The sequence below is a fragment of the Streptomyces rapamycinicus NRRL 5491 genome (assembly GCF_024298965.1).
GTDB lineage: Bacteria > Actinomycetota > Actinomycetes > Streptomycetales > Streptomycetaceae > Streptomyces > Streptomyces rapamycinicus.
This window is the reverse complement of the sequence record NZ_CP085193.1, coordinates 5,941,817-5,959,722: the sequence shown is the minus strand read 5'-3', so window position 1 is coordinate 5,959,722 and position 17,906 is coordinate 5,941,817. Positions and strand designations below refer to the sequence as shown.

General features: G+C 73.8%; 18 protein-coding genes and 2 pseudogenes. 13 read left to right on the top strand and 7 right to left on the bottom strand.

Annotated elements, in window-relative coordinates:
• Positions 1–7 precede the first annotated feature (7 nt).
• The 3 genes from LIV37_RS24900 to LIV37_RS24890 all read right to left on the bottom strand — a co-directional run bounded on the left by LIV37_RS24900 (position 8) and on the right by LIV37_RS24890 (position 3,254).
• Positions 8–418 carry a hypothetical protein gene (locus LIV37_RS24900; protein WP_020869860.1) on the bottom strand — a complete coding sequence of 137 codons (411 nt, stop codon included), beginning with the start codon at positions 416–418 and terminating at the stop codon, positions 8–10.
• A gap of 331 nt (positions 419–749) precedes the next feature.
• Positions 750–1,850, bottom strand: coding sequence for an AMP-binding protein (locus tag LIV37_RS24895; RefSeq protein ID WP_121824545.1), 1,101 nt, complete (start codon positions 1,848–1,850; stop codon positions 750–752).
• A 39-nt stretch (positions 1,851–1,889) separates the two neighbouring features.
• Positions 1,890–3,254 (bottom strand): aldehyde dehydrogenase family protein, encoded by a 1,365-nt coding sequence (locus LIV37_RS24890; RefSeq protein ID WP_167525863.1) that lies wholly within the window; start codon positions 3,252–3,254, stop codon positions 1,890–1,892.
• Positions 3,255–3,527: 273 nt separating this feature from the next.
• Here LIV37_RS24890 and LIV37_RS24885 point away from each other — a divergent pair, with 273 nt between their 5' ends.
• The 3 genes from LIV37_RS24885 (at position 3,528) to LIV37_RS24875 (ending at position 5,039) form a co-directional block, all read left to right on the top strand.
• A complete protein-coding gene (locus LIV37_RS24885) occupies positions 3,528–4,226 on the top strand; it encodes a response regulator transcription factor (RefSeq protein ID WP_020869857.1) in 699 nt (232 codons plus the stop codon).
• 106 nt (positions 4,227–4,332) lie between these two features.
• Positions 4,333–4,788, top strand: coding sequence for a hypothetical protein (locus LIV37_RS24880; protein WP_020869856.1), 456 nt, complete (start codon positions 4,333–4,335; stop codon positions 4,786–4,788).
• Complete coding sequence (locus tag LIV37_RS24875) at positions 4,785–5,039, top strand: hypothetical protein (RefSeq protein ID WP_020869855.1); 255 nt, start codon at positions 4,785–4,787, stop codon at positions 5,037–5,039. Before LIV37_RS24880 ends, LIV37_RS24875 begins: the two co-directional genes overlap by 4 nt.
• Before the next feature lie 46 nt (positions 5,040–5,085).
• On the opposite strand, the gene LIV37_RS24870 is transcribed toward LIV37_RS24875, so the two are convergent.
• Both LIV37_RS24870 and LIV37_RS24865 read right to left on the bottom strand, forming a co-directional pair.
• The gene (locus tag LIV37_RS24870; protein WP_020869854.1) at positions 5,086–5,430 is read right to left on the bottom strand and encodes a hypothetical protein; all 345 of its coding nucleotides are present in this window, start codon (positions 5,428–5,430) and stop codon (positions 5,086–5,088) included.
• Between the two features lie 83 nt (positions 5,431–5,513).
• The gene (locus LIV37_RS24865) at positions 5,514–7,250 is read right to left on the bottom strand and encodes a cellulose-binding domain-containing protein (RefSeq protein ID WP_121824546.1); all 1,737 of its coding nucleotides are present in this window, start codon (positions 7,248–7,250) and stop codon (positions 5,514–5,516) included.
• Between the two features lie 443 nt (positions 7,251–7,693).
• Here LIV37_RS24865 and LIV37_RS24860 point away from each other — a divergent pair, with 443 nt between their 5' ends.
• From LIV37_RS24860 to LIV37_RS24815, 10 genes and pseudogenes are all read left to right on the top strand, one after another.
• The gene (locus LIV37_RS24860; RefSeq protein WP_020869852.1) at positions 7,694–8,605 is read left to right on the top strand and encodes a dihydrodipicolinate synthase family protein; all 912 of its coding nucleotides are present in this window, start codon (positions 7,694–7,696) and stop codon (positions 8,603–8,605) included.
• A 70-nt stretch (positions 8,606–8,675) separates the two neighbouring features.
• Positions 8,676–9,677: a proline racemase family protein gene (locus tag LIV37_RS24855; RefSeq protein WP_121824547.1), complete on the top strand. Its 1,002-nt coding sequence runs from the start codon at positions 8,676–8,678 to the stop codon at positions 9,675–9,677.
• A 27-nt stretch (positions 9,678–9,704) separates the two neighbouring features.
• Positions 9,705–10,388: a GntR family transcriptional regulator gene (locus LIV37_RS24850; RefSeq protein ID WP_020869850.1), complete on the top strand. Its 684-nt coding sequence runs from the start codon at positions 9,705–9,707 to the stop codon at positions 10,386–10,388.
• A gap of 62 nt (positions 10,389–10,450) precedes the next feature.
• The gene (locus tag LIV37_RS24845) at positions 10,451–11,794 is read left to right on the top strand and encodes an NAD(P)/FAD-dependent oxidoreductase (RefSeq protein ID WP_243146299.1); all 1,344 of its coding nucleotides are present in this window, start codon (positions 10,451–10,453) and stop codon (positions 11,792–11,794) included.
• Positions 11,775–12,065 (top strand): annotated as a pseudogene (locus LIV37_RS24840) ((2Fe-2S)-binding protein); the annotation flags it as partial. The gene LIV37_RS24845 and the pseudogene LIV37_RS24840, both read left to right, overlap by 20 nt.
• Before the next feature lie 76 nt (positions 12,066–12,141).
• Positions 12,142–13,602 carry an FAD/NAD(P)-dependent oxidoreductase gene (locus tag LIV37_RS24835; protein WP_243146169.1) on the top strand — a complete coding sequence of 487 codons (1,461 nt, stop codon included), beginning with the start codon at positions 12,142–12,144 and terminating at the stop codon, positions 13,600–13,602.
• A gap of 104 nt (positions 13,603–13,706) precedes the next feature.
• Complete coding sequence (locus LIV37_RS24830) at positions 13,707–14,096, top strand: TOBE domain-containing protein (protein ID WP_185057990.1); 390 nt, start codon at positions 13,707–13,709, stop codon at positions 14,094–14,096.
• Positions 14,097–14,158: 62 nt separating this feature from the next.
• Positions 14,159–15,001, top strand: a complete 843-nt coding sequence (gene modA / locus LIV37_RS24825; RefSeq protein WP_185057989.1) for a molybdate ABC transporter substrate-binding protein — start codon at positions 14,159–14,161, stop codon at positions 14,999–15,001.
• A gap of 53 nt (positions 15,002–15,054) precedes the next feature.
• Complete coding sequence (locus tag LIV37_RS24820) at positions 15,055–15,897, top strand: ABC transporter permease (RefSeq protein WP_121825292.1); 843 nt, start codon at positions 15,055–15,057, stop codon at positions 15,895–15,897.
• Positions 15,894–16,994 (top strand): ABC transporter ATP-binding protein, encoded by a 1,101-nt coding sequence (locus LIV37_RS24815; RefSeq protein WP_020869843.1) that lies wholly within the window; start codon positions 15,894–15,896, stop codon positions 16,992–16,994. Before LIV37_RS24820 ends, LIV37_RS24815 begins: the two co-directional genes overlap by 4 nt.
• Positions 16,995–17,178: 184 nt before the next feature.
• On the opposite strand, the gene LIV37_RS24810 is transcribed toward LIV37_RS24815, so the two are convergent.
• Both LIV37_RS24810 and LIV37_RS24805 read right to left on the bottom strand, forming a co-directional pair.
• A complete protein-coding gene (locus LIV37_RS24810; RefSeq protein ID WP_020869842.1) occupies positions 17,179–17,430 on the bottom strand; it encodes a hypothetical protein in 252 nt (83 codons plus the stop codon).
• A gap of 49 nt (positions 17,431–17,479) precedes the next feature.
• Positions 17,480–17,710: pseudogene (locus LIV37_RS24805) on the bottom strand (HAD family hydrolase); the annotation flags it as partial.
• Between the last annotated feature and the right edge of the window lie 196 nt (positions 17,711–17,906).

The window sequence follows — 17,906 nt, the reverse complement described above, 5'->3', positions numbered from 1 at the left end:
CGTCGGCCTAGGTCCGAAGTACTTGGAGTTGGTGGAGGCCGAGGGCGCGGACGGGATGGTCCGGCGGCGCCCGGGCGGAGTCCGGGTCCCGGCGGCCGTCGGGCGGCGGAACCTCGGCGAGGGAGGGCGGGGGTACGGGCGTGGGCACCAGGGCCTGGACGACTCCCCGGGGGCCCGCGACACAGTTGTCGCTTCCGGTGCCCGAACCGGAGGTGTCGAACGGGCGGTGCCCCGGAGCCGGATACGCGATCGGCTCCTCGTGCGGCTGGGCCGACGCGGTCTCCGCCAGGCGGTGCGGGCACCCCGTCGACAGGGCGCCGTGGCCGGCGGCGGGATGGACGCACGAGGGCGCCACCCATATCGCCGCGGCGAGCAGAAGCACGGCACGGCAGAGGACGGAAGGCACGGTGCCGCGCACCGGGTCCCTCCGTATGTGGCCCCTCCGTATGCGGGCCTCTCCTCCGCGCTGCGCTCTGCCCATCGCGCCAGATCGTAACCACTGCGACTGTCGCGGCTGAATGGGTCCATGGCGGAACGCGGCAAACGCCTGGTGGCGGGCCGGTGCCGGCGGGTGGTGGCGGGTCGCTGTCAGCGCCTGGCTGCGGCCCGGTGTCGGCGGCTGGTGGGGGCCCGGCGTCAGCCACTGGTGGCGGCCTGGCGTCAGCCACTGGTGGCGGCCTGGCGTCAGCCACTGGTGGCGGTCCGGTGGCTGCCGCGCCGCCACCCCTGGCGTGCGGACACGTCCCCGATCAGTAGACGCCCTCGATCACGACCTCGTCGTCGAACATCGCCACCGGGCCCACATCGGCCACCGAGTCCCCGACCGCGCCCTCCGGCGGCGGGACGCGGATCGCCAGATCCCGCTCGAGGTTGTTGGGCAGCAGGGCGGACTTGCTGACGTGGTTCATCACCACCTGGCCGCGCTCGCCGTACGGCACCGGCCGCCCGCTCGCCGGGTCCACCACCGAGAAGGTGACGAACGGCGTACGCGGATCGAAGACGCACGGCTCGTCCGGGCCGAGCCCCAGCCGCTCGGTGGCACCGCCGAGGATCATGGTGTTGCCGTAGGTGCCGTACAGCTCACAGCCGGGGAAGACCTCGGTGCGCAGCAGATCGCGGGTGTCGGCGTCCATATGGGCGCCGCCCCACATGATGCCCTTGACCTTCTCCCCGATCAGTTCGATGAGGTCGTCGTGCCGGGCCAGCCGCTCCAGCAGCGGCGGGGTGGTCATCAGCACCCCGATGTCCTGGGTGCGCAGGACGTACGCCGCCTGCTCCACCAGGTGGTTCACATAGGCGTCGGTCTCCTCGGCCTTCCCGGCGGAGATCAGCTTCTTCACCCACCGCGGATCCATGTCGACGCGGAACATCAGCCCACCGTGCCGGGCGGCCGCGCCCGCGACCATCTCGCCGACCATATGGGGGCCGCTGGGGGCGATGGCGACCCAGTCCACCCCGCGCGGGACGCCGAGCCCGTCGAGGTCGGCGCTCAGCCCGTGGGTGAGGCGGTCCAGCCAGTCGCGCAGACACACGATCCGCTTGGGGGCGCCGGTGGTGCCGCCGCTTTCGAAGACCCCGACGATCCGGGCGTCGGCGCCGTAGCCCTGGGGGATCAGATCGCGCACCGGTACGTCGCGCAACTCGCCGGTGACATTGGGGAAGAGCGCGAGATCGGCGACGCCCTTGACGTCCCGCCGCGGATCGAAGTCCAGCGTCTCCGCCTTCCGCAGCCAGAACGGGGAGCCGGTGTCCGGGCCGAAGTGCCACTCCATGGCGGCGCGGATGTACTCATCGGGGTCGGGGCGCTCGTCGAAGGGGATGTCGAGCACCGAAAGGGAAGCTGTCGGCACGGGATGCTCCTCGCGGATGGCGGCAGGGGGCTCGTGGGGTCAGCCGCGGATGACGGCCTTCGTACGCATCAGGAACTCGCCGAGATACGCGTCGTGCGGGATGCCCGGCGCGATCCAGTGGGTGGGATGGTCGCCGATGTAGAGGTTCTTGATGGACGGCTCGGCGAGCAGCCCGTCCAGCAGCGCCTCGTCCCCGGTGAGCGCCGTGACCACCAGGCTGTCCCGGAGCGCGGCGACGCCCGCCTCCCGCGTCCAGGGGGCCACCCAGACGCAGGGGAACGACAGCTCCACGCCCAGCCGCGCGTCCCGCGGATCGTCGAGCTGGAAGACGGCGGGGCGCAGGGCGGCGCTGCCGTCGCCGAGGTCGGCCACCACGCCGTCGCCGCCCAGCCACGCGCGGGCGCCCGCGGCCTTGCCGAGCAGCAGGCGCTCGAAGCCGCGCGCGACCTCGAGCGGATGGACCGGCAGCACCGCCTTCTCGTCCTGCGGCGGCAGGCTGGGGAGGGCGGCGAGCCGCTCCGCCAGCGCCTCGGCGACCGGCGCCGGATCGCCCTCGACGAGGACGGCGGTGGCGTTGACGCACGCGGTGCCGCCGTGGCGGGCGATGGAGTCGACGACGACATCGAGGTGGTCGCGCCACTCCCGGTCGGCGGTGATCAGGATCTTGGAGCGGCCGGGCCCGTTGGGCAGCACGGTCGGATCGGCGGCGTAGCGGTCGATGACCTCCTGCCCGCCGTAGACCATGGAGAGGTCCGCGCCGTGCAGGATCTCGCCCGCCGCGTCGTGGTCGGTGGGCAGCAGCACCACCTGATCCGTCCCGAACCCCGCCTCGCGCACCGCGCTGACCAGCCGGTACGGGGTGAGCGGCTCACGGCGGGAGGGGCGTACGGCCACCCGGTAGCCCAGCGCCAGCGCCTCCAGCCACAGGGCGTGCACGGCGGGGTGGTTGCCGGCGGCGTGCACCGCGAAGACGTCGCCGCGCCGGATCCACACCGCGGTGCCGCCGCGGGCGTACGGATCGCGCCAGTCGCCCACCGCCCCCACCGGGCGGGCCGCCTGGACGCTGCGGTACGCCTCGGTGGCGCTGAGCCGTATCGCCTCCACGGCGATCCGCACATTGGCGAGCGGGGTGCCCGACATGCGGCACACCGCGCCCTCGTACGCCTCGGCCGACATCCCGGCCACGGTGCCGGTGGCGAACAGCTCCCCCGCCCGCTTCAGCGCGGCCAGCCGCTCCTCCAGCGGCAGGGTTCCGGCGGCGCGCAGGGCGGCCAGCGCCCGGGTGACGAACAGCCGGGGCACCAGGGAGAGTCCGGCCATCGGCGCGCCGGTGACATCGCTGACGGTGAGGCGGTGGCGGGAGCGGTAGGGCCCCTTGGGCCCGAGCGCGTCCAGGGCGGCCAGGGGCCCCGGGGCGTCCGGGGCGTTCAGGGCGGTCAGGGCGTCCGGGGCGGCCAGGGCGTCCGGGGCGTTGGTGGGCTGGGACACGCTGGCTCCTTCGCGGGCGCGGAACACACCGGCTCCTGGGCGGGCGCGGCGGGAAAAGGGTGAACCAGGCCAATCCCACGGCGCGGACGGGACGGAGTCAATTGGCCCAAAGGCCATGCCCGGGCCCCTGGAACGGGCCGCGCCCACGGCTGGGGGCACGTACCATGCCGGGCCGGAGGTGGTACGGACATGGCAGGCACGGGCAGCGGTCGCGTCCTGGTGACGGATGACGACGCGGCCATCCGGCGGTCCCTGGAGCGCGGGCTGCGGCTCAACGGATTCGCCGTGACCCTCGCGGACGGCGGCCACGCCGCGCTGGCCGCGCTGCGCGACGGGGCGCCCGATGTGGTGGTCCTGGACATCTCCATGCCGGACCTGAGCGGGATCGAGGTGTGCCGCAGCCTGCGCGCGGACGGCAATGACGTGCCCGTCCTGATGCTGTCGGCGCTCGACGAGGTGGCCGACCGGGTGGCCGGGCTCCAGGCCGGGGGCGACGACTACCTCGTCAAGCCCTTCGCGCTCCAGGAGCTGGTGCTGCGGCTGCACGCCCTGCTGCGCCGCCGTCCGCCCGCCGCCACCGACCGGGTGCGGGCCGGTGCGCTGGAGATGGTGCCGGAGGCCCGGGAGGCATGGCTGGACGGGGTGGAGCTGCGGCTCACCCGGCGCGAGTTCGAACTGCTGGACGTGTTCGCCCGCAACGCCGGGATCGTGCTCACCCGCGATCAGCTGCTGGATCGCGTCTGGGGCTATGACTTCGACGTCCGTACGGACGCCGTGGACACCTTTGTCAGCTATCTGCGCCGCAAACTGGAGGCGGGCGGCCGGCCGCGGATGCTGCACACGGTGCGCGGCGTGGGGTTCGTCCTGCGGCCCGCCGAGGCGCCGTAACTCCGGTCCACAGAGTTTCCACAAAGAAGGTTCCTAGGTTTTTCCCCAGTCCGGGACGGCCCGTCCCCTCCCCGGCCGTCCGGCTCCAAGGGAAGGAAACAGCACCATGCACCGTGGAAAGAGCGCCCTCGTGGCGTGCGCGGCCACCGCCGCCCTGCTCGGTCCGGTGGGCATCGCGGCGGCGGACGGCAGCGCCCCGGCCTCGGCCCCGGCCGCCTCCCCGAGCGCGAAGGCGCCGAAGGGAGCGGGGGACGGCTCCCGGGGGCTGTGCAAGCGCGCCAAGAGGATCGACAAGCGGCTGGACCGCGCGCTGAAGCGGCTGAAGGGCCCGGCGACCGTACGCGGGTCCGTGGCCCGGCTGACGAAGCGGGTGGAGCGGGCGAAGAAGGCGGACCACACCGAGGTCCAGACGTTCCTCAACCACAAGCTCACCTTCCGCAGGTCCCTCGTACCGACGCTCGAGCAGCGGCAGAAGGATCTGTCGAAGGTCCAGAAGTGGTGCGCCGCCCGCGGCGAGGGGTCCGGTGGCGGTTCCGGCAGCGGTAAGGAATCGGCCAAGTGAAGCGCGGCCCCTGGGCCGTGGCGGCCACGGCGCTGCTCTGCGCCGCGCTGGCCACCGGCTGCGGCGGCGGCAAGGGCGGTTCGGACGGCTCATCCAGCTCGGACGACGCGAACGGCTCATCGGGCGCGTCCGCCCCGTCGGCCACCGCACCGGCTCCGTCCGCCTCCGAGCTGGATGAGCTGAACAAGCTGGTGGACGGCGCGGAGTCGGCGGCGAACAGGGCGGACTCCGACGCGGCGAACGACAACTGAGCCGACGGGCCCCGGCGGCGCACGGCCTCGCGCCGGGACCCGTCCCTCAGAGGATCGTGACCGGGGCGATCAGACCCGCGGTGGATCCGGCCGGTACGGGGCCGGCCTCGGCGCTGACCAGATCGCCGTCCTCCATGACCCCGGAGCCGCTGACGTCCACATGGACCCGCAGCCCGTAGTTGTCGCCGGGGGAGAGCTCACCGGGGACGGTGACGCTGAACGGGACGTGGCCGCCCGGGCTCAGCGGCACATCGGTGAGGACCTGGGCGGCCACGATCGACTCGGGGGCGTCGGAGCGGGACACGTTGCGCACCTCCACCACCACCCGCGCCGCCCGCCCGGCGGGGGCGTCGGGTGGCAGGGTCACGATGCCGCTGAGGACACTGCTCATTCCTGGATGGATTCCCCCGGGGGCGGAGGTCTTGTTCCGCCATCCGGGTGGGACCGCCGCTCGGGCCGGGGGGAGCGGTGTCGTCAGTCCGCGCAGGGGCGGCCGTTCAGGGTGAAGGAGCCGGGCGGCCGGTTGCCGTCGCTCCAGGAGCCGAGGAAGCCCATGGAGAGGGAGCCACCGGCCTTGACCCGCTTGTTGTAGTCGGCCGAGGTGGCGGTCACCTTCGAGCCGTGCTGGGTGAACTCCCCGTCCCACATCTGCGTCACCCGCTGGGAGTCGCGGAAGGTCCAGGTGACCCGCCAGTCGTTGAGGGATTCGCGGGAGGTGAGGGTGACGGCGGCCTTGAAGCCGTCGGGCCATTCGTTGACCAGCTGGAAACGGGCCGTGCAGTCGGCGTCGCCGCCGGGCTCCCGGTCGTCGGAGGGCGGTTTGCCGCCGTGGCCGGACGCGGAGCCGGAGTCGCCCTTGGCGGACGAGGAGGACGGGGCGGGGGAGCGCCCGGGCTTCTTCTGGTGCCCCTTGCCGGAGCCCTTCCCGCCCTGCCCGCCCTTGCTCTTCGAGGGGCTGGGGGAGGCGGGGGCGCCGGGGTTGTACGGCGAGGAGGTGGCGGGGGCCAGGCTGCCGGGGGTCACCTCGGGGCCCATGGAGCCGCCGGTGCGGTTGTCGGAGTCGGCGGCGGTTCTGGTCATCGCGACCAGTGCGGCGAGGGCGACCACGGCGATCACCGCCAGGATGACCGCCGTACGGGCTCTGCGTAACCGGCGGCGGGCGGCGCGGCCCCGGACGACCCGGTGCCCCCCGGAACGAGCCCCGCCCGCACCGGCTCTGCCACCCGCCCCGGCTCTGCCCTCCACGCCACCGGCCCGTCTGCTCCGCCGCGCCCCGACCACGTCCAGGACCCGGTCGCGCAGCCGCTCCCACAGCGGGGCGCGGACCGCGTGCGCGGTGGGCGCGGCGGCGCGGGCGCTCGGCGTGGTGCCGGGGGCCCGCTCGGCGAGCGCGCGGCGCCGCTTGAGGTAGAGGTGCGCGGCCCAGCCGATGACCCCGCCCGCCAGCGCGCCGGGCAGCCCGGCGCCGTCCACATACATGCAGGTGGCGGCGTCCCGGCAGGTCCGGCAACGGGCGAGGTGCTGCCACAGGTCGGCGGGCGAGGGCGAGTCGGGCGCCCGGGTGGCGGCGTCCAGCAGCTTGGCGTAGCTGCGGCACTCCTCGTCGGTGAGGGTGTCCACATGGGCGCGCTGACACCGTTCGCGGAAGGCCGCGCGGACCCGGGCGATCTCCTCGGTGGCGTACTCCGGGTCGTACCCCAGCTGCCGGGCCACCGCCTCCGTGGACCGCGCCTCCACCTCGACCAGCCACAGCAGCTCCCCGTCCGCCTCCGGCAGGTCGCGCAGCGCGCGCAGGGCGAGCGGCTGGTCGCGGGGCGGTGCGGCGAACCGGGCGGCGAGGTCGGAGGCCAGCCAGGTCCGCAACTCCGGGTTGAGCCGGTCCCCGTGCCGATGGGCGTCCCATTCGGCGGCGGTCTTCCGCACGGCGGTCAGAAACAGCGGAAGCCACGGGAGGCGCTTGCCGAAGCCCCGGGTGCGGCGGTTGCGGGTCTCCCGGATGCCCCGCCGGAACGCCTCGGTGGCGAGCCGCATCCCGTCTTCCGGGGTGGTGGTGCACAGCTCCGCGTAATCGGCGACCGCGTCCCAGTACGCGCCCAGCAAAGCCGTAGCGGAGGCCGCGCCATCGACATCCTCGCCGGGCGCCTCGGGGACCCCGCGGCGCGTCGGGGAGCCGTCCCCGGGCGATTCCCTGGGAGATGAGTGGTCGGGCATGGAGGCAATTCCTCACTCACGAACAGCGGCGCCCCCGCCGGGGGGCAACCCTCTCACAAACGGGCCGCGGGGTGGTCAGCCAACAGCACAGCGATGCCTCGGAGTTGGGGATTCCCCTTACGGGGCGGGCCGAGCCTTTCACGCCGGTGACCTGGCTGACAAGAGACGAAGAGCAGTCCCCGTTTTGGATGATGAGCCACCTGACAAGCCGTGGGATCCAGCCGAATCAACGTGAATAGTAGTCACGTTCACTGTCTCGTGCGACACATTGGCCACACCCGCAAAAGGTATAGACCGCACAGTTCGCGCTGTGAACTCCTGCGCGTTTCCGGTGACTTCCGGTGAGCCGATCCCTCCGTTCCGAGGACTGTGCGGTGTGACATTGCACTGCTATCGTCAAAGGGAAATCCGGTGGTCTGGTCCCCTCCCCCAGGAGGTTCCGCATGCCCGATCTCTCCGCTCCCTGGCGTGGCGTTCATGTCGCCACGGCGCTTCCGTTCCAGGACGATGACGAACTGTCGGTCGACTACGAGGGTTACGCCGCCCATGTGCGGTTTCTCGCCGAGCACGGCTGTGACGGGGTCTGCCCCAATGGGTCGTTGGGGGAGTACCAGACCCTGACGGACGAGGAGCGGGCGCGGGTGGTGCGGGTGGCGGTGGAGGCGGCGCCCGAGGGGTTCGGGGTGATGCCGGGGGTGGCGGCGTACGGGGCGCTGGAGAGCCGGCGGTGGGCGGAGCAGGCGGGGGAGGCGGGGGCGCGGGCGGTGCTGGCGCTGCCGCCGAACAGCTACCGCGCCGACCGGGAGGCCGTGGTCGGCCACTACCGCGAGGTGGCGCGCGCCGGGCTGCCGGTGGTGGCGTACAACAACCCCCATGACACCAAGGTCGACCTGACCCCGGAGCTCCTGGCCGAGCTGCACGGGGAGGGGCTGATCGTCGCGGTCAAGGAGTTCAGCGGGGATGTGCGGCGGGCGTACGAGATCGCCGAGCGCGCCCCCGGTCTTGATCTGCTGATCGGCGCCGATGACGTGCTGCTGGAGCTGGGGCTCGCCGGGGCCGTGGGGTGGATCGCCGGGTATCCGAACGCGATTCCCGACGCCACCGTGGAGCTGTACCGGCTCGCCACCTCGGGTGTGGGCACGGATCTGGAGAAGGCGCTGCCGCTGTACCGCGCGCTGCATCCGCTGCTGCGCTGGGACTCCAGGACCGAGTTCGTCCAGGCCATCAAGGCGTCCATGGATCTGGCCGGGCTGCGCGGCGGATCCTGCCGCCCGCCGCGTTCGCGGCTGGCCGGGGAGGTGGCGGCGCGCGTCGTCCGGGAGACCGAGACGGTGCTCGCGCTGGGGTACCGGTGAGGGCCGGGGCGGTGGGGGCTGCCGTGCCGGTGGGGGCCGGGATACGGGGGATGCGGGTCAGGGGGCGCTCGTGAGGTCGCGGCGGGTGTTGCACACCGTGGAGTCCCACACCGAGGGCATGCCCACCCGGGTGGTCACCGGCGGGGTGGGGACGCTCCCGGGCGCGACCATGGCCGAGCGCCGGCAGTGGTTCATCGAGCACCGCGACGATCTGCGCACCCTGCTGATGTACGAGCCGCGCGGCCACTCCGCGATGAGCGGCGCCATCCTCCAGCCGCCGACCCGGCCGGACGCGGATCACGGTGTGCTCTTCATCGAGGTGTCCGGGGTGCTGCCCATGTGCGGGCACGGCACCATCGGCGTGGCCACCGTGCTGGTCGAGACCGGGATGGTCGAGGTGCGGGAGCCGGTCACCACCATCCGCCTGGACACCCCGGCGGGTCTGGTGGTCGCGGAGGTCGCCGTGCGCGACGGGGCCGCCACCTCGGTGACGATCCGGAACGTGGCCGCGTTCTGCCCGGCCACCGACCGTACGGTGCGGGTGCCCGGCTTCGGCGAGGTGCGCTACGACATCGCGTTCGGCGGCAACTTCTACGCCATCGTGGAACTGGACGCCCTCGGGCTGCCCTTCGAGCGGGCGGCCGGGCAGGAACTGCTGACCGCCGGGTTGAAGATCATGGACGCGGTGAACGAGCAGGACCCGCCGCACCACCCCGAGCGGCCGGACATCACCGGCTGCCGCCATGTCTACCTCCAGGCCCCGGGTTCGACGGCGCGCCACTCCCGCCACGCGATGGCCATCCACCCGGGCTGGTTCGACCGCTCCCCCTGCGGGACCGGCACCTCCGCACGGATGGCGCAGCTGTACGCACGCGGTGAGCTGGGCCTCGGCGAGGAGTTCGTGAACGAGTCGTTCATCGGGACGCGGTTCATCGGGCGGCTGCTGGAGGAGACCACGGTGGCGGGGCTGCCCGCCGTCGTGCCCTCGATCACGGGGCGGGCGTGGGTCACCGGCACCGCGCAGTTCCATCTCGACCCCGAGGATCCGTTCCCGGCCGGGTTTCTGGTGTAGAGAGGGGAGATCGGTGGTGGATGGGACATGACCGGAACCGCTCCCCGTGGTCGCCGCACCAGCCTCGGGCCGCTCGGCAAGCGCGAAAGCCTGCGCGACCGGGTCAGGAACGCCCTGCGCGCGGGCATCATCTCCGGTGAACTCGCCCCCGGCGCCGTCTACTCGGCGCCCGCCCTCGGCGCCCGCTTCGACGTCTCCCCCACGCCCGTCCGTGAGGCGATGCTCGACCTGGTGAAGGAGGGGCTGGTGGTCTCGGTGCCCAACAAGGGGTTCCGGGTCACCGAGGTCTCCGAGCGGGACCTGGACGACCTGGCGTCCATCCGGCTGCTCATCGAGCCGCCCACCGTACGGGAGGCCGTCCCCCGTATCCCGCCCGGGGACCTGCCCGCGCTGCGGGAGCTGGCCCAGGCCATCGTGGACGCGGCCGAACGCGGCGACCTCATCGGCTATATCGAGGCCGACCGGGTCTTCCATCTCACCCTGCTCGGCTACGCCGGGAACCGGCGGCTGGTGGAGGTGGTCTCCGAACTCCGCTCCCAGACCCGGCTGCTGGGGCTCGTCCCGCTGCTGGAGAGCGGACGGCTCGGCCAGTCGGCGGCCGAACACCACGCTCTGCTCGACCTCGTGGAGGCGGGCGACGCACGCGGCGCCGAGGCCATGACGCATCGCCATATCGGCCATGTGCGCGGGCTGTGGGCGGGTGGCCGATGACCCCGGGCGGGAACGACTCGATGCACCAGGACTTGGTGCACCGGGCGATGCACCAGGACTTGATGCACCGGGCGGTGCACCAGGACTTGCCGAAGACCGCCGATCTCGTCGTCATCGGCGCCGGAGTCGTCGGCGCGGCCGCCGCCTGGTTCGCCACCCTCGCCGGGCTGCGGGTCGTGGTGGTCGACCGGGGCGCCATCGCGGGCGGCACCTCGGGCGCGGGCGAGGGAAACGTTCTGGTCTCGGACAAGGAGCCGGGCCCGGAGCTGGAGCTCGCGCGGTACTCGCGGCAGGTGTGGGGCGAGGACCTGGGCCCGTACGGCGAGTGGTGGGAGTTCGAGCAGAAGGGCGGGCTGGTGGTCGCCTCCACCCCCGCCGCCCTGGGCGCGCTGCGGACGCTGGCCGAGCGGCAGCGGGCCCGTGGCGTCGTCGTACGTGAGGTGTCCGGGGCCGAACTCCCCGCCCTCGAACCGCGGCTGACCCGCGAGGCCGCCGGGGGCGCGCTGTATCCGCAGGACGCCCAGGTGCAGCCCATGCTGGCGGCGGCCCACCTGCTGCGGCTCGCGCGGCGGCGCGGGGCGGTGGTGCGGACGGGGACGGAGGTGGTGGGGTTCCTCCGGCGGCGCGGAGGGCGTACGGGCGTCCCGGCCACGGCGGGAGGGCGTACGGGCGTCCCGGCCACCCCGGGAGGCGGCTCCCCGGCCACCCCGGCGGGCGGCTCCCCGGCCACCTCGGCGGGCGGCTCCCCGGCCACCCCGGATGGCGGCGCGGGTGCCCCGGTCACCGGCGTACGGACATCCCACGGCACCGTCAGCGCCCCCGCCGTCCTGAACGCGGCGGGCACCTGGGCCGGCGCGGTGGCGGGGCTCGCGGGTGTCGAACTGCCGGTGCTGCCGCGCCGGGGCTTCGTCCTCGTCACCGAACCACTGCCGCCCGCGACCGTACGGCACAAGGTCTACGCGGCCGACTACGTGGACGCCGTGGCCAGTTCGGACGCGGAGCTCCAGGCGTCGCCGGTCGTGGAGGGCACGGGCGGCGGCACGGTACTGATCGGCTCCACCCGGGAGCGGGTCGGCTTCGACCGGCGGCCGTCCCCCGCCGCCGTACGGGCGTTGGCCCGGGGTGCGATCGGGCTGTTCCCGATGCTGGCGTCGGTGCGGGCGATGCGCGTGTACGCGGGCTTCCGGCCGTACTGCCCCGACCATCTGCCGGTCATCGGCCCCGACCCGCGCGCCCCCGGGCTGTGGCACGCCTGCGGCCACGAGGGCGCGGGGATCGGCCTCGCGGCGGGGACGGGGAAGCTGATCGCGCAGGCGCTGACGGGGGAGGCGACGGATCTGGACCTGACGCCGTTCGCGCCCGAACGCTTTGAGGAGGGTGGTGCGGATGAGTCACGCGGGGAGTGAGCGCACGGGGTTGTCGGCGTACCGGCTGACCTTCGACGGCACGACGGTCACCGCGTTGCCCGGCCAGAGCGTGGGCGCGGCGCTGGTGGCCGCCGGGATCGTGGCCTGGCGGACCACGCGGCGCGAGGGCGGACCGCGCGGGCTGTTCTGCGGGATCGGGGTGTGCTTCGACTGCCTGATCACCGTGGACGGGCGCCCGGGACAGCGGGCCTGCCTGGTCCCGGCGCGGGACGGGATGCGGCTGTCGGCGGAGGGCGGTGGCGGGGTTGATGGCCGTGATGGCCGTGACGGCCGTGACGGCGGTGTGGCCGGTGGCGTAGCGGGCGATCGTGGTGGTGATGGCAGCGATGGCGACTGATCGGCCGACGTACGACGTAGCCGTCGTGGGCGCGGGCCCCGCCGGGCTCGCCGCCGCCGTCGGGGCCGCCGAGGCGGGCCTGGACGTGGTGCTCATCGACGCCGGGCGCCTGCCCGGCGGCCAGTACTGGCGCCACGACGAGCACTCCACGCCCCCCGCCCACCACCACGGGCGGCTCTTCGCCCGCCTCCGCGCCCGGCTGGACCACCAGCGCGGCATCGGCCGCCTCCACTACCTCCCCGGCCACCAGGTCTGGCTGATCGACCGTCCCCGCCCGGACAGCGGACCGTTCACCCTGCGCCTGAACGGTCCGTACGACACGGCCCCCGTCGAACGGGACCGGGTGCGGGCCGGTGCGCTGGTGCTCTGCTGCGGCGCGTACGACCGTCAACTGCCGCTCCCCGGCTGGGAACTGCCCGGGGTGATGGCGGCCGGAGGCGTCCAGGCGCTGCTGAAGGGGCATCGGACGGTGGCGGGCCGGCGTGCGGTGGTCGCGGGCACGGGCCCGTTCCTGCTGCCGGTGGCGACGGGCCTGGCGCAGGCGGGGGTGCGGGTCCTCGCCGTGTGCGAGGCCAACCCGGCGCACGGCTGGCTGCGCCACCTGGACGGTGCGGTACGGGCGCCCGCCAAGTCCGCCGAGGCGGTGCGGTACGCGGCGCTCATGGCCCGCCACCGCATCCCGTACCGGACCCGGGCCACGGTCACCGAGATCCTGGGCGAGGACCGGGTGCGCGGGGTGCGGCTCGACGGCGGCGAGGTGCTCGAGGCCGATCTGGTGGCGCTGGGCTGGGGGTTCACCCCCGCCCTCGAACTGCCCCTGATGGTCGGCGCCGCCACCCGCCGCGACCTCGACGGCTCCCTCGTCGCCGTGGTCGACGCCCGGCAGCGCACCACCGTCCCGGACGTCCTGGCCGCCGGGGAGACCACGGGCGTGGGCGGCGCCGCGCCGGCCGTCGCCGAGGGGCGGCTGGCCGCCCTGTCGCTGGCGGCGGCCCACGGGCTGCCGGTGGATCCGCGCGCCGTACGGCGGCTGCGCACCGCGATCCGCCACGGCCGGGCCTTCGCCGCCGCGCTGCACCGTACCTACCCCGTGCCCGACGGGTGGACCGACCGGCTGACCGAACGCACGGTGGTCTGCCGCTGCGAGGAGGTCACCTACGGGGAGCTGTGCCGCGCCCGTAACGACCTCGGCGCCGAGGACCCCCGCACCATGAAGCTCCTGGCCCGCCCGGGGATGGGCTGGTGCCAGGGCCGGATCTGCGGTTTCGCGGTCGCCGCCGTCACCGCGTCGCTGACCGGCCGCCCGGCCACGGCGGAGGATCTGCGGCCGCTCTCGGCACGGCCGTTCGCGGCGCCGGTGACGCTGGGGGAACTGGCGGAGCTGGCGGACGAGGAGCTGTCCGAGATGGCGGACGAGGAGCCCGGAGCCGACGCGGACGACGAACCCTGAGCTCCCACCCCTCGCGCAGATGCCAGCCTTCGTACCCGAATCGTTGGACGGATACCACCTGATCACCATGTACCAGCTCGCAGATGCGGCGCTACCATCGGCGGATGCATACGTACCGGATCGGTGAGGCCGCGGCCCTGATGGGGGTCAGCGTCGACACCCTGCGGCGCTGGGTCGACAGCGGACGGCTGACCGCCGAACGGGACGAGCAGGGGCGCCGGATCATCCCGGGCCCGGCGCTCGCCGCGTTCGCCCGCGAGGTCGCCGGCGGCACGGACCGCGACCACCCCGGCTCCTCGGCCCGCAACCGCTTCTCGGGGATCGTCACCGAGGTGATCCTCGGCGATGTGTCGGCGCAGGTGGAGATCCAGGCGGGCCCGTTCCGCGTGGTGTCCATGATCAGCCGGGAGTCGGCGGAGGAGCTGAAGCTGGAGCCGGGCGTTCCGGCCGTCGCCGTGATCAAGTCGACCAACGTGGTCGTGGAAACGCCGTGAGCACGCGCGCCGAGGGCGGCAGTGGCAGAGGCGGCAGAGGCAGAGAGGCGGAGACAGACTCCATGACGACCCGTTCCGTTACCGGATCCCGACCCCGAGTCCGTTGGACCTACCGTGCGGTGGGCGGTTTCGCGCTCGCCGTGGTGGCGCTCACCGCCTGCTCCTCCGGTGACTCCGACGACTCCTCCAAGAAGTCCAGCTCCGGTTCCGGTTCCTCCTCAGAGAACCTGTCCGGCACGGTGACCGTGTTCGCGGCGGCCTCGCTGAAGGAGAGCTTCACCGCGCTGGGCAAGACCTTCGAGAAGGAGCACCCGGGCACCAAGGTCTCCTTCAACTTCGGCGGCAGCGACGCCCTCGCGGCCAGCATCACGTCCGGCGCGCCCGCCGACGTCTTCGCCGCCGCGAGCCCGAAGACCATGAAGACCGTCACCGACGCCAAGGACGCGAAGGGCACCCCGGCCACCTTCGTCCGCAACCAGCTCGAGATCGCGACCCTCCAGGGCAACCCGAAGAAGATCAAGACGCTCAAGGACCTCACCCGCTCCGGGCTGAAGGTCGCGCTGTGCGCCAAGGAGGTGCCGTGCGGCTCGGCGGCCCAGAAGGCGCTGACCGCGGCCAAGCTCAAGCTCACGCCCGTCTCGTACGAGCAGGACGTCAAGGGCGCGCTGACCAAGGTGCAGCTGAAGGAGGTCGACGCCTCCGTCGTCTACAAGACCGATGTGAAGGCGGCGGGCGGCAAGGTCGCGGGCGTGGAGTTCCCCGAGTCGAAGCAGGCCATCAACGACTATCCGATCGCCCCGCTGAAGAACGCCCCCAACGCGGAGGCGGCCACGGCCTTCATCGACCTGGTGAAGTCCGCACAGGGCCAGAAGGTGCTCGGCCAGGCAGGTTTCCTCAAGCCGTGACGGAGCGGAACGCCGAGGCCGAGCCAGCGGAGGTAACCGGCCCCCGGGAGGTTCTGAGCGGTAGCAAAGGGCGACGCTGGGGCACGCCCCGCCTCCGCGCGGGCACCCCCCGCCTCCGCGCGGGCGTCCCGCTGCCGCTCCTGCTCCCCGCCCTCGCGGGCCTGGTCTTCCTGGTGCTTCCGTTGGTCGCGCTGCTGGTCCGTGCGCCCTGGCGGAGCCTGCCCGACCAGCTGACCAGCGTCGCGGTGTGGCAGGCGCTCCGCCTCTCGCTGATCACCGCGACCGCCGCCACCGCCGTGGCGCTGGTCCTGGGCGTACCCCTGGCCTGGCTGCTGGCCCGCGCCCGCTTCCCCGGCCGCCGGCTGCTGCGCGCCCTGGTGACCCTGCCGCTGGTGCTGCCGCCCGTGGTGGGCGGTGTGGCGCTGCTGCTCGCGCTGGGCCGTAACGGGATCGTGGGCCGGTGGCTGGACTCGGCGTTCGGCGTGACGCTGCCGTTCACCACGGCGGGGGTGGTGGTCGCGGAGGCGTTCGTGGCGATGCCGTTCCTCGTGATCAGCGTCGAGGGCACGCTGCGGGCGGCCGATCCGCGTTACGAGGAGGCCGCTACCACGCTCGGCGCCTCGCGCTTCACCGCGTTCCGGCGCGTCACCCTGCCGATGGTGGCGCCCGGTGTGGCGGCCGGGGCGGTGCTGGCATGGGCGCGGGCGCTGGGCGAGTTCGGCGCCACGATCACCTTCGCGGGCAACTTCCCCGGCCGTACGCAGACGATGCCGCTGTCGGTCTATCTCGCCCTCCAGAGCGACCCGGCCGCCGCGATCGCGCTCAGCCTCGTCCTGCTCGCCGTCTCCATCGCGGTCCTGGCCGGGCTGCGCGACCGCTGGATGGCCGCCTCATGACCAACACGGACACCTCCCCCACCGAGGAGGCCACGCCGCACACCGACGGCCTCGACGCCCGGCTCGTCGTCGACCGGGGCAACTTCCGGCTCGATCTACGACTGTCGGCGGCGCCCGGCGAGGTGGTCGCCCTGCTCGGGCCCAACGGCGCGGGCAAGACCACCGCGCTGCGCGCCCTGGCCGGACTCACCCCGCTCACCGAGGGCGCGCTGCGGCTGGACGGCCGGACCCTGGAGGAGCCGTCGCATCGGCTGCGGACACCGCCCGAACACCGCCCGGTCGGCGTCGTCTTCCAGGACTATCTGCTCTTCCCGCACCTCACCGCGCTCGACAACGTGGCCTTCGGCCCGCGCTGCCACGGGGTGCCGAAGGCGGAGGCCCGCGCGCAGGCGGCCGACTGGCTGGACCGGATGGGCCTGACCGACCGCGCGGGCGCCAAACCCCGCGCCCTGTCCGGCGGCCAGGCCCAGCGGGTCGCCCTCGCCCGCGCCCTGGCCACCCGCCCCCGGCTGCTGCTCCTGGACGAGCCCCTGGCCGCGCTCGACGCCCGCACCCGCCTCGACGTGCGCGCCGGACTCCGCCGCCATCTGGCCGACTTCGAGGCGGTGGCCGTCCTGGTCACCCATGACCCGCTCGACGCGATGGTGCTGGCCGACCGGCTCGTGGTCGTGGAGGACGGCCGTACCGTCCAGGAGGGCGCCCCGGCGGACATCTCCCGCCGCCCCCGTACCGACTACATCGCCAGCCTCGTCGGCCTCAACCTCTACCAGGGCCGCGCCGACGGCCACACCGTGACGCTCGACGGCGGCACCACCATCACCACCACCGAGGACCTCACCGGCCCGGTCTTCGTCGCCTTCCCACCGGCCGCGGTCACCCTCCACCGCGACCGCCCCGAGTCCAGTGCGCGCAACCTGTGGCGGCTGGAGGTGGCCGGTATGGAGTCCCACGGCGACCAGATCCGCGTCGACCTCACCGGCGAACTCCCCCTCCTGGCCGACCTCACGACGGCGGCGGTAGCCGAACTGTCCCTCCACCCGGGCCGCACGGTCTGGGCCACGCTGAAGGCCACCCAGACCCACGCATATCCGGCGTGACCTGGCTCCGCCACACTGCCACAGGTCCACGCGACCGTCCCGAGCAACTGATCCGCGATCAACCGCCGCCCACACAGCGCACAGTCCCAGCCCTCCAGCTGGGGCCCGGTCAACGTGTCCGCGTCCGGCATCTCGATACCGTGCACTGCCGCGAGCGACTGCTGGGCGGCTGAACGGTCGTGGGTCACAGGTCGTCCCCCTCCCCGATCCCGAGCTCGGCGACGACCGCCCGAACCAGCGCCTCGCGAAGCCGATTGGCGTCGGTGAGACACCGCTCCGGCCCGAGCGGAACGCGCCAATGCAGATACGGCCCGCTGATCCCGTCAATGAGCGGAACACCGATGTACGACGTCTCAAGGCGGCCCGCACCGAGCGTCTGCACCTGCCGGATCCGTTGCCAGTGCTGCGCGGCTCCTGGGCGGATGAGCCAGTACATGAGGTTGTAGTCGGCAGCGAGCGGCCTTGCCGCGGCGGGGCCGCTTGCGTCATCCGGTGGCGAGCCGCACGAGATCGTGCAGCGAGTCGATCTGCCAGTCGGCAGCGGCCGCCTCCGCGGTGCCGGACCACAGATGGCCCCACGGCCCGCGCCGCAGATGCGCGACGCGCAGTCCCGCCGCCTTTGCCGGGCGGATGTCGTTCGCGGGGTGGTCCCCCACGTACACCGCCTCGTCCGGCGGGGTGCCGGTGAGGTCCAGGACGCGGGCGAAGAAGCGGGGGGCTGTTCGACTTCGGTCTGACGGTCACGGCCGATGCCACCGGGTGTGGCTTGGCGATCCCTCGGGGGCGTGGCCCCTGCCCGCCGCGTAGCCGGAGCGCCGTCCTGTCGGCCTGGGGCCGTCCGGCTCGCCCGACGGGCCGCCTCCGGCGGGGGTGCCGCATGGGTCGGGTGCGGCGCATGGGCCGGGTGCGGCG

What these genes read in the sequence shown, in the direction of transcription:
- LIV37_RS24810 (WP_020869842.1), bottom strand. Translation starts at nt 17,430, where the DNA reads ATGTACTGGCTCATCCGCCCAGGAGCCGCGCAGCACTGGCAACGGATC.
- LIV37_RS24880 (WP_020869856.1), top strand. Translation starts at nt 4,333, where the DNA reads ATGCACCGTGGAAAGAGCGCCCTCGTGGCGTGCGCGGCCACCGCCGCC.
- LIV37_RS24870 (WP_020869854.1), bottom strand. Translation starts at nt 5,430, where the DNA reads ATGAGCAGTGTCCTCAGCGGCATCGTGACCCTGCCACCCGACGCCCCC.
- LIV37_RS24845 (WP_243146299.1), top strand. Translation starts at nt 10,451, where the DNA reads ATGCACCGGGCGGTGCACCAGGACTTGCCGAAGACCGCCGATCTCGTC.
- LIV37_RS24830 (WP_185057990.1), top strand. Translation starts at nt 13,707, where the DNA reads ATGCATACGTACCGGATCGGTGAGGCCGCGGCCCTGATGGGGGTCAGC.
- LIV37_RS24885 (WP_020869857.1), top strand. Translation starts at nt 3,528, where the DNA reads ATGGCAGGCACGGGCAGCGGTCGCGTCCTGGTGACGGATGACGACGCG.
- LIV37_RS24865 (WP_121824546.1), bottom strand. Translation starts at nt 7,250, where the DNA reads ATGCCCGACCACTCATCTCCCAGGGAATCGCCCGGGGACGGCTCCCCG.
- LIV37_RS24835 (WP_243146169.1), top strand. Translation starts at nt 12,142, where the DNA reads ATGGCGACTGATCGGCCGACGTACGACGTAGCCGTCGTGGGCGCGGGC.
- LIV37_RS24860 (WP_020869852.1), top strand. Translation starts at nt 7,694, where the DNA reads ATGCCCGATCTCTCCGCTCCCTGGCGTGGCGTTCATGTCGCCACGGCG.
- modA (WP_185057989.1), top strand. Translation starts at nt 14,159, where the DNA reads ATGACGACCCGTTCCGTTACCGGATCCCGACCCCGAGTCCGTTGGACC.
- LIV37_RS24815 (WP_020869843.1), top strand. Translation starts at nt 15,894, where the DNA reads ATGACCAACACGGACACCTCCCCCACCGAGGAGGCCACGCCGCACACC.
- LIV37_RS24850 (WP_020869850.1), top strand. Translation starts at nt 9,705, where the DNA reads ATGACCGGAACCGCTCCCCGTGGTCGCCGCACCAGCCTCGGGCCGCTC.